At 35.2% G+C, this 9,993-nt stretch carries 7 protein-coding genes; 4 read left to right on the top strand and 3 right to left on the bottom strand.

The annotated features are described in order from the left end of the window. Nucleotides 1-815: 815 nt before the first annotated feature. Nucleotides 816-2,474: a 2-succinyl-5-enolpyruvyl-6-hydroxy-3-cyclohexene-1-carboxylic-acid synthase gene (gene menD / locus O9307_RS04005; RefSeq protein WP_298295575.1), complete on the bottom strand. Its 1,659-nt coding sequence runs from the start codon at nucleotides 2,472-2,474 to the stop codon at nucleotides 816-818. Nucleotides 2,475-2,612: 138 nt separating this feature from the next. Here menD and O9307_RS04000 point away from each other — a divergent pair, with 138 nt between their 5' ends. Further along, nucleotides 2,613-3,110: a GNAT family N-acetyltransferase gene (locus tag O9307_RS04000; protein WP_298295573.1), complete on the top strand. Its 498-nt coding sequence runs from the start codon at nucleotides 2,613-2,615 to the stop codon at nucleotides 3,108-3,110. A gap of 219 nt (nucleotides 3,111-3,329) precedes the next feature. Continuing rightward, complete coding sequence (locus tag O9307_RS03995; RefSeq protein ID WP_298295571.1) at nucleotides 3,330-4,277, top strand: tRNA-dihydrouridine synthase family protein; 948 nt, start codon at nucleotides 3,330-3,332, stop codon at nucleotides 4,275-4,277. A gap of 281 nt (nucleotides 4,278-4,558) precedes the next feature. Here O9307_RS03995 and O9307_RS03990 read toward each other — a convergent pair whose 3' ends face one another. Both O9307_RS03990 and ccsA read right to left on the bottom strand, forming a co-directional pair. Further along, complete coding sequence (locus O9307_RS03990) at nucleotides 4,559-5,146, bottom strand: glutathione peroxidase (protein WP_298295570.1); 588 nt, start codon at nucleotides 5,144-5,146, stop codon at nucleotides 4,559-4,561. Nucleotides 5,147-5,286: 140 nt separating this feature from the next. Continuing rightward, nucleotides 5,287-8,478, bottom strand: coding sequence for a cytochrome c biogenesis protein CcsA (gene ccsA / locus O9307_RS03985; protein ID WP_298295568.1), 3,192 nt, complete (start codon nucleotides 8,476-8,478; stop codon nucleotides 5,287-5,289). 201 nt (nucleotides 8,479-8,679) lie between these two features. On the opposite strand from ccsA, the gene O9307_RS03980 reads away from it, so the two are divergent. Then, the gene (locus O9307_RS03980) at nucleotides 8,680-9,441 is read left to right on the top strand and encodes a Rossmann-like and DUF2520 domain-containing protein (protein WP_298295566.1); all 762 of its coding nucleotides are present in this window, start codon (nucleotides 8,680-8,682) and stop codon (nucleotides 9,439-9,441) included. Next, the gene (locus O9307_RS03975; protein ID WP_298295564.1) at nucleotides 9,425-9,952 is read left to right on the top strand and encodes an HAD-IIIA family hydrolase; all 528 of its coding nucleotides are present in this window, start codon (nucleotides 9,425-9,427) and stop codon (nucleotides 9,950-9,952) included. The genes O9307_RS03980 and O9307_RS03975 overlap by 17 nt, the downstream gene beginning before the upstream one ends. Nucleotides 9,953-9,993: the final 41 nt, after the last annotated feature.

Raw genomic sequence — 9,993 nt, 5'->3', positions numbered from 1 at the left:
AAGACAGAAACCGTGCGCTCAAAGCGTGATAGTAATTCTTCAAAACCTAGAACTTCCCGTTTGGCTTGATGTAGGATTTTATTTTCCCTTAATGCTTCCGGATTCTTTTTTTTGTAGTCATAATTTACGAATTTTAAGTATATTCGTAAGATACTAAATCATTTGCTTGGTGCTACCGAAGGTTTAGTTCAACAAAGTTCCATCTTTATATGGGCCAAATTATGAAGAATCTCAACAAATGGGGCAATAATTTAACCAATGATCCCAAAAGTTAAAGGCTGGATTTTTTAACCTTTAACTTTTTATGTTTACCGATAAATTTGGAATAAAAAGGATGGTAAATTTAGATATGCAGCAACGTGAACATTATAAATGCCCCCCATCAGCAGTTTGCAAAAATGGCGGTTTTTGGACTTACTTTGAAATTGCTTTTGTACTTACCAAGTCAGAATTTAATCGAAAATTGAGACTTCCTTATTTTTACATTTCTTCAAGCTTTAAAACGTTATTAGACAAATGATAAAAATGGCAACTCAATAGGAAAGCTGATAAAAATCTCAACTTGTAAATAAATGAATAAGAATTTCTAAAATGCATTTATGGATTATGGGGTTAACGTAAAGTTTTAAGAAAGAAGTATGAAAGGCTTTTATACTTTAAAAAAAAAATCCAAATTACTAAGATCCAAAACTATCCACCAGTTTTTATAAGCTTATTCCATGGTTACTTTTTAAGTAAAAATTTAGCGCCTAAAAAACTCTAAACTTGATGTTTTTTGCTACTCAAGTATTGTAAACATACTAAAAGTCTCCAAATCAAATCAACTCCCTGAAATATTGTAATAAAATCTTATCATTTTCAACCGTTGGGGTGAAGATTTCTAATAGTTGAGGCACTTCATTTTGTTGGAACAAAGTAACAATAGCCTCATCTAAACTTGCAGCATCTGTCGCTTTGCTGTACGCTAAACCATACATTTTAGCCAAATGTTCCGCAGTTAAGTGATGTGAGGTTTCGAAGAAAGTATTAAAAACTGGTGTTTCATCATGTCCGGGTAAGATTCTAAAGATGCCTCCTCCTCCATTATTGATAAGGATGATTTTAAAATTTTTCGGAATATAATTGTTCCAAAGGGCATTACTATCATAGAAAAACCCAATATCTCCGCCCATAAAAACGGTTGGTTTTCCGTTAGCCACAGCCGCTCCAATGGCAGTAGACGTACTTCCATCGATACCACTGGTTCCTCGGTTGCAAAACACTTCAATCGATGGGTCAATATCAATCAACTGAGCGTATCGAATGGCCGAACTGTTACTGATTTGCAATTGCGAGTTTTTAGGCAAATTCGAAATTACTTTATCAAAAACCATAAAATCACAAAACGGCATTTTAGACACATACCAATCGTGTTTTTGCTTGCGCAAATATTTCACCTGCGCCAATTGGGATGAATAATTGCTCTTAACTTTTTGTGCCAAAGGATAAAATGCGGTAAAAAAGATATTCGGATGTACTTCAAAATGGTGTGTTAAAGCACCAAACGTATCATAAGCTCTCAAAGGGTCAATATGCCAATGATGTTTGGGTTTGTATTTTCTTAAAAAAGCTTTGATGCGTTTGGACACCACCATTCCTCCAAAAGTCACCAAAATATCGGGTTGAAACTCCTCGAAATCTTCTTTTGTAAACGGGGTAATTATCGTATCGATATTGTTGACAAAACTCGGATGGTGAATATTCGAAGTCGTTTCAGTCATCACTATAATCGAATCGTCATTCGCAATCACGTTAATCGACTTCGCATTGGCATCCAAACCACTAACGCCTACCAAAATCATTTTCTTTTTGGAGGCATTCCAAATCTCCGCAAAAGGTGTCAAATCACCTAATGGCTTATCAACAGTAACAGGAATCGTAGCATCGATATGAGCATTAGCTGTAAAAGCTTCTACCGTTTCATATAATGGCTCTTCGAATGGCGCATTGATATGAACGGGGCCTTTTTGGGTAATCGAAGTGTTAATCGCTTCGTTGATTTTTACATCATTCTCGAAAGAAGCGTCTTCGGTTAAATTGGCATTGTATAACGAATGATTCAGGAAAACATTCTCTTGACGAATCGTTTGTCCGTCTCCAATGTCTATCTTGCTTTGTGGACGGTCTGCAGAAAGTACAATCAACGGAATCTGACTATAAAAAGCCTCTGCAAATGCAGGATAATAATTTAATAATGCCGAACCAGAAGTACACACCACGGCCACTGGCTTTTGCGTTTGTTGGGCAATTCCCATCGCAAAAAATGCAGCGCAACGCTCATCAGCAATGCTATAACAAGTAAAATCAGGATGACTCGCAAAACCAATGGTTAGAGGGGCATTTCGAGAACCAGGAGAGATAACTATTGTTTGAATTCCTTTGGCTAAAAAAATCTGAAGTAGGCTTTGTGCTAAAGGTATTTTGGGATACACCATTTTTAAAGTTGGAAATTAGATGTTAAAAAAGTTAGAAGTTATAGTACTTCAACATAAGCAGCAAAGTTACAAACTTGAGTACCGAAAACCTTCAAAACACATCAATTTTTCCTATTTTTGGATAGAAATACTTTAAAAATGAAAATCGAAATCAGAGCCTACCAAACCGAAGATACACAAGCCATATTGGACATCATCAATTATAACATTTTGCATTCAACTGCTTTGTATGATTACAACATCAGAACGTATGAACAACAGAAAGCAATTTTGGATGATAAATTGGCCAAAAATTTTCCTGTAATCGTGGCCGAAGTTGATGGTCAAGTGGTTGGTTTTGGAATGTACAGCGAGTTTCGTTTTAGAGAAGCCTATAAATTTACTGTAGAACATTCTGTCTATGTAGCGAATGATTACCACGGAAAAGGAATTGGAAACGTATTATTAGCAGAACTAATTGCTTTGGCCAAAGCCCAAAAACTCCACACGATGATAGCTGTTATTGATTCCGAAAATCAAGGTAGCGTTTTGTTTCATGAAAAATTTGGCTTTAAAACCGTAGGAATCATCAAAGAATCGGGTTATAAATTTGATCGTTGGTTGCATTCGGTATTTATGCAATTGATTTTGGAATAGAGTAGTTTTATTTTGCCACGAAATCGCGAATTATTTTTTATTTCTTATTGAATTAGAGTAATCTGTCGGCTTCTTTTTGTTTTATTAATTCGAGAATTTGTAGCTAAATATGAACTCCCCTTATATTTATTAATTCGTGGCAACAACTCTGATACTTTGGGCTACCAAGATTCGTCTTTCTAAAATTGAATGACTTATCTTTGCAGCTTTATTACGACTATGAGTTTCACATTGCTTTCTTCACCTTTACAAGGATTCACCGATTACCGCTTTCGAAATGCACAACAAAAATATTTTGGCGGCATCGACACTTTTTATTCGCCTTATATTCGGCTGAACGGAAAATTACTCATCAAAAATTCCTATCACAGAGATTTACTCCCAGAAAACAATGCTACACTTGAAGTGATTCCGCAGGTAATTACGAACGATGCCGAAGAATTTTTATTTGTTGCCCGCTATGTAAAAGAATTAGGATACAAAGAACTCAACTGGAATCTAGGTTGCCCCTATCCGATGGTTACAAAATCTGGAATGGGTTCAGGTCTAATAAGCAATACAGAAAAAATCAATCATATACTCGATAGAGCGCATACCGAAACCGACATCATTGTTTCGATGAAAATGCGTTTAGGCTACGAATCGCCACAAGAAATACTTGACGTCCTTCCTATTTTGGATCAATATCCCATAAAAAATATTGCCATTCATGCTCGTTTAGGAAAACAATTGTACAAAGGAGGTGTTGATTTGGAAGGGTTTCAAAACTGCATTGACAATACAAAACATAAACTATATTACAACGGGGACATCACTTCGGTGGCGCAATTTCAAAAGATGCAGCAACGTTTCCCAAGTATCGACCACTGGATGATTGGCCGCGGATTGATTGCGGATCCCTTTCTTCCCAATATGATTAAAAACAATACTTTCGAATACCCCAAAAATAAAATGGAAGTGTTTAGCCAGTTTCACGACACACTTTACGAAGGCTATAGCGAATCCTTGTCTGGGGCTACTCATATTTTATTGAAAATGCATCATTTGTGGGAGTACTTTTCAGTGCTTTTTTCAAATCCACACAAAGTGCATAAGAATATTAAAAAAGCCAAAAGCATCAAAAATTATGAAGCTACGGTAAAAGAAATAATAGCTAAAGAATCATAAATTTTACCTGAAATTGTATGTAAATCGTTTTAAAACGGAACGCGGATGACGCAGATTGAAATGAATATCTTTAAATACCAGTAAAATTCTAACTTCAATTCAACAAGATTAGCAACTACTTTACTTTCATAATTTTCCATCAAAGACATCAGTTTTTGTAAAAAAAATTTGCAAATTTGCAGTTCATTTTTTTCTAAAATTTCTCTTTATTTCAAAAAAAGAGCTTGCCAAAGCAAACTCTTTTTCAAATTAAATTACTAAAACTACTATATAATAACAAACTAACTTTTTATCCAATTTATAATTTTTGGGTCGGTTGGTAAGGTTCTAGGTGAAATAACCTCAACTAACTCCCCTTTTTCGTTCAACAAGTATTTTTGGAAATTCCATTCAACTTCAGAATCTTTTAGACCGTTTTTAGCTTTTTGAGTTAAAAACTGGTACACAGCACACATGTCACTTCCTTTTACCGAAACTTTATCCATCATCGGGAAAGTTACTCCATAATTTTGTTGACAGAACGTAGCTATTTCCTCTTTGGTTCCCGGTTCTTGTGAAGCAAAATTATTTGCTGGAAAACCAACAATTACAAATCCTTTGCTGGAGTATTCTTTATACAAAGCTTCTAAGTCTTTGTATTGAGGTGTCAAACCACATTTGGAAGCGGTGTTGACAATCATAATTTTTTTCCCTTTCAACGTAGCGAAATCAAAAGTATCTCCTGATAAATCGGTTACTTTAAATTGATAGATGGTTTCTTTGGCAACATTGGTAGTCATAACTGTAGAATTAACTTTTGAGGTTTGTGCTTGATTTTGACAACTAAAAAATAGTAATGCTACGCTTACTATGGAAACTAATTTTTTCATCTTATAATTTTTCATAAAAGTAACCATTTATTCGTTCCAAAAAAATCTTGGTTAGATCAACAAAAGTTAATCTTTTATCAAAAAAAAAAAAAAATCAGCTGATGGAAAGCAGCTGATTTTGAATTTAAATGGGAATAACGTTATTTTTTATAAAACTTCTTATATTTTGGATAGGTTAAGGCCCCGATGAACGTAATCGTTCCTAAAGAATACCAAATCCAGCTTAAGGATTTTGCTTCGCCACTCGCATAAGAATGTAAACCTACTAAATGGAAATTTACTCCATAATAGGTGAACAAAATCGAAAGAAAGGCGTACATGCTCATCAAATTAAAAATCCATTTTCCTCTTAACGAAGGCACGAATCGCATGTGAATCACAAAAGCATACACCATAATACTGATCAAAGCCCAAGTTTCTTTTGGATCCCAACCCCAGTAGCGTCCCCAACTTTCGTTGGCCCATTGTCCACCTAAGAAATTTCCAATCGTAAGCATCACCAAACCTATTGTCAATGCCATTTCGTTGATATAGGTCAACTCTTGGATGTTCAACTCCATTTTTGCTTTATTCTTTTCATTGGTAAAGAAAATCAGCAATAAAGAAACAAATCCTAGAATCATCCCTAATGCAGTTGGTCCATAACTCGCTACAATTACCGCCACGTGAATCATTAACCAATACGAATTCAAAACTGGTTGCAGGTTTGCAATTTCTGGGTCAATCCAATTTAAAGATGCCGCCCATAAAATCATAGCTGTAACAAAGGCTGAAGAAGCTACAGTTAATTTTGATTTTCGGTCAAAAGCCAATCCAAAGAACATGGTAGACCATGCAATATAAATAATCGATTCGTAAGCGTTGCTCCAAGGTGCGTGACCCGAAATATACCATCTCGCAATCAATCCAACCGTATGTAATGCAAATAAAAGTCCAATAAAAACATGGAAGCCATTAATTATTATACGCAATGCTTTTCTATCTTTAAAAATTTGTAAGATCGTAAAAATTAACATCATCATTGCCGCTAACAAGTAAATATTTGGTAGTTTTTGAAAAACATCATACTTATTGTAAGCTATTTCCAAATCAATTTTCTTTTCGCTAGGCAGCACTTTTCCACCAAATTTTTTCTGAAACCCATTTATACTTTCAAGTAATTCATCCGAAGTGTCATAGGATTGGGTTTTAATGGCATTATTCAAGGTGCCAAAATACAAAGGCAAAATACTTTTGGTATAGGTAGAATCCATTCCTTTTAATCCTGCTTCATTCAATTCTAAGTAGGAAACCCATTTCGAATTTTCATGATTGGGAATAGGAAAAATTTTCAAAATACGACCGCTCAATGCCGATTCCATTAAGTTGACTTTTTTATCCGTTTCAATAAAATCTTTTTCAAAACTATTTGGATTGGCTGCTTTGTAGGCAGCATCCAAATAAGGAGACAATTTGTAGTTTCCTTTTTCATCAAAAAACTTGATAAATGGGACTAATTTAGCTTTGCTATCAACACCTATAATTTTACGGATACTATCGTTTTTGGGGGTGATATAAATCAAAGGCACTTCTAGCCAAATATTAGCAAATTGTGTCATTGACAGAAACACTTGATCCGAGTTCATCCCTTTAAATGTATTATCGTGACTCACTTTTCGCAATAATTCAGACGAAAACGTATTAATCGGTTTCATTCTTCCGCCGGCATCTTGAATAATCAATCGACCAAATTTCGCCGCATGTTCTGCTTTGATCGTATTGGTTTTCAATAACGCATCCAATTCCGCTTCGGTTGGCGCTTTTCTTGTATGCATTGCAGATTGCTCATGCTCATGCCCTTCACCAGGCGCGTGATTGTGTCCTTCATGACTTTGTGCAAAACCTTGTAATCCAAAAAACAACAAAAAAATAGAAAGTAATTTAGCTTTCTTATTCTTTACTGCTTCTAACTTTCTTTTCAAATCGCCAAAACGAGAATGCTTGGTAAATAGAATTGCCATCATTGCAAAATATAATAAAAAGTACCCCAAATATGTAATGTTCGTTCCCCAGAAATCATGGTTTACCGAAAGAATGGTTCCTTTTTCATCAGGATCGAAACCCGATTGAAAGAATCGATATTGTTTGTGATCCAACACATGATTCATATAAATACGTGCGTCAAAATTATCTTTGCCATCTAAAACAGTTACTTTACTTTCAAAAGCCGAATAACTCTTTTCCGTTCCAGGATATTTGGTCGCAATAAAATCGTTTAGTTTTACTTTGAAAGGCAATAGATATTCTTTACTTCCATAAGCGATGGCAAAATCCAATTTACCAATTTTAACTGTTTTAAAATCACCAATTTTTCCTTTAGAACCTAAAACAGTCACTTTTTCAGTCTTTCCTTGTGAAGTAATAGTCAACTCTAAAGCATCTTCATGAGTTTTGGCTTTAAAATCATTATTTGACTCGTAAGCAATTACTCCTCTAACAGCAGGTTCGGGAAAAACAATTCGTTTTTCACCAATAGAATATAACGAACGCATCATTAAAGGTTGCACCACATCTTTGGCTACTTTTCCTTCCAACTTATCCGCCATTCGCATAAAGTTTCCTTCAAATGGGGTTTGAATGGTGTACTCTTTTCCCGTAGTCGTAATATTGATCGCTCCTTCGGTATATTTATTCAAAGCATACAAAACGTTATGAATGTTTTGTACTTCGCCTTCTTTCAAGAAATGCTCTTCTCGTCCGCCTTCGCCAGCTTCGACGATTTTTAGATATAAAATTCCTTTAGAATCAGGTTTGATGTATTCCTTTGCGCCCATGATGAAGTTTTCATAATTCACTTCAAAAGGGATTTCGGCAAATTTATCCTCAATCGAGAAATCATTATTTGTCACCGGAGAAAGCAACACATTTTTCTCGAACGTTCGACGCTTCATTTCTCCTTTGTACTCCCCATCAACAAAAACAGTTACAAACGTTTTATCAGAAAAGATTCGGCTTTCAGTAGCACCTTCTCTAATTGGCATCATTCCTTCATAGCTAATATAACGTGTAATAAATGCACCAATGATAATAAAAATAAAAGCCAAGTGTAGCAATAAGGTGGCCCATTTTTCTTTTTTTAATAACTGGTATCTTTTGATATTTCCGAAGAAATTAATCAAGAAAAACACATGAATGACTTCGAACCACCAAGCATTATAAATCCAAATTTTGGCTGTATCGGTATTGTATTTACTTTCGATAAACGTTCCGGTAGCCATGGCTACTGCATAGGCAATGAACAATACCGCCATCAAACGAGTAGAAAACAAAAAGGAGTAGATTTTTTTATCCATTTAAAAAGGAATTTATTTTTTGTAAAAGTGTAGCAAAAGTACTTAAATATTGTTGATTTGAAACGAACACACTTGTTAATTTAATCTAAAATTAAGCTTACAAATTAACTCCAAAAACGTTTGAAATAGTGCCTCCAAAAACAAAGTATCCTTCAAAAACAATCCCTTTTATCACTATAAAAAAATCACTATTTTTGCGGGATGATCAGAGTAACACTTATTGGCGCTGGCAATGTAGCACAACATCTTATTTCGACCTTTCTAACCGCAACGGGCATAGAAATCGTGCAAGTGTATTCCAGAAATTCAACAACTATAATCCCAGGAATTGGGGTAGACAAAATCGTTTCTAATTATAGCGATTTGAAAGAAGCTGACGTCTATATCATTGCCGTTTCTGACGATGCCATAGCCAGTGTTTCATCACAATTGCCTTTCGAAAACCGCTTGGTCGTTCATACCTCAGGAGCTGCTCCTTTAGACGCTTTGAATGACAACAATAGAAAAGGGGTTTTCTATCCATTGCAAACCTTTACGAAAGGAAAACAGGTCGATTTTAAAACGATTCCAATGTGTTTAGAAACAGTAGAACCTCAGGATTATTTTATAGTAGAGAAAGTGGCAAGAGCTATTTCAGATGATGTTCATGCGATTAATTCCCATCAACGAAAAGCATTGCATGTGGCGGCAGTTTTTGTAAATAACTTTACCAACTATTTGTATCAATTAGGTCATGAAATTTGTATAGAAAACCATGTTCCTTTTGATATTCTAAAACCTTTAATCCTGGAAACGGCCGAAAAATTATTGACATTATCCCCAAAAGAAGCCCAAACAGGACCTGCAAAACGTAATGATTTTTCTACCATCGAGGCGCATGAATCTTTTTTATCCAATGAAAATCAATCGACTATATATAAAATCTTAACCCAATCTATTCAAAATCATGGCAAAAAGTTATAAAGAAATAATGAATGAAATTACGACGTTTGTGTTTGACGTAGATGGCGTACTTACTGATGGTTCTGTATTTGTAAATACCACAGGCGAAATGCTACGAACCATGAACATTCGCGATGGCTACGCACTAAAAGCAGCTGTAGATAATGGCTACAATGTTTGTATTATTTCTGGCGGAAGCAATGAAGGTGTTCGAGTGCGCTTGAGAAATTTAGGCATCACCGACATTCATTTAGGTACCCCCGATAAAGTAGCCACCTTTGATGAATATACCGATGTCTATAATATTCTGCCTGAACACGTTTTGTACATGGGAGACGACATTCCAGACTACCACGTCATGCAATTGGTAGGATTACCTACTTGTCCGCAGGATGCAAGTCCAGAAATAAAAGCCATTTCAAAATACATTTCTCATAAAAATGGCGGTAAAGGAGCTGTTAGAGACGTGATAGAACAGGTCATGAAAGTACAAGGAAAATGGATGGAAAGTTTTGATGGGAAACATGATTAGAAGGGAGAAAGTGAAAAGTGAGAAGGCAGATGTGAGAAGTG

The sequence above is a fragment of the Flavobacterium sp. genome, from assembly GCF_027531905.1.
GTDB lineage: Bacteria > Bacteroidota > Bacteroidia > Flavobacteriales > Flavobacteriaceae > Flavobacterium.
This window is presented reverse-complemented; position numbering and strand designations above follow the sequence as displayed.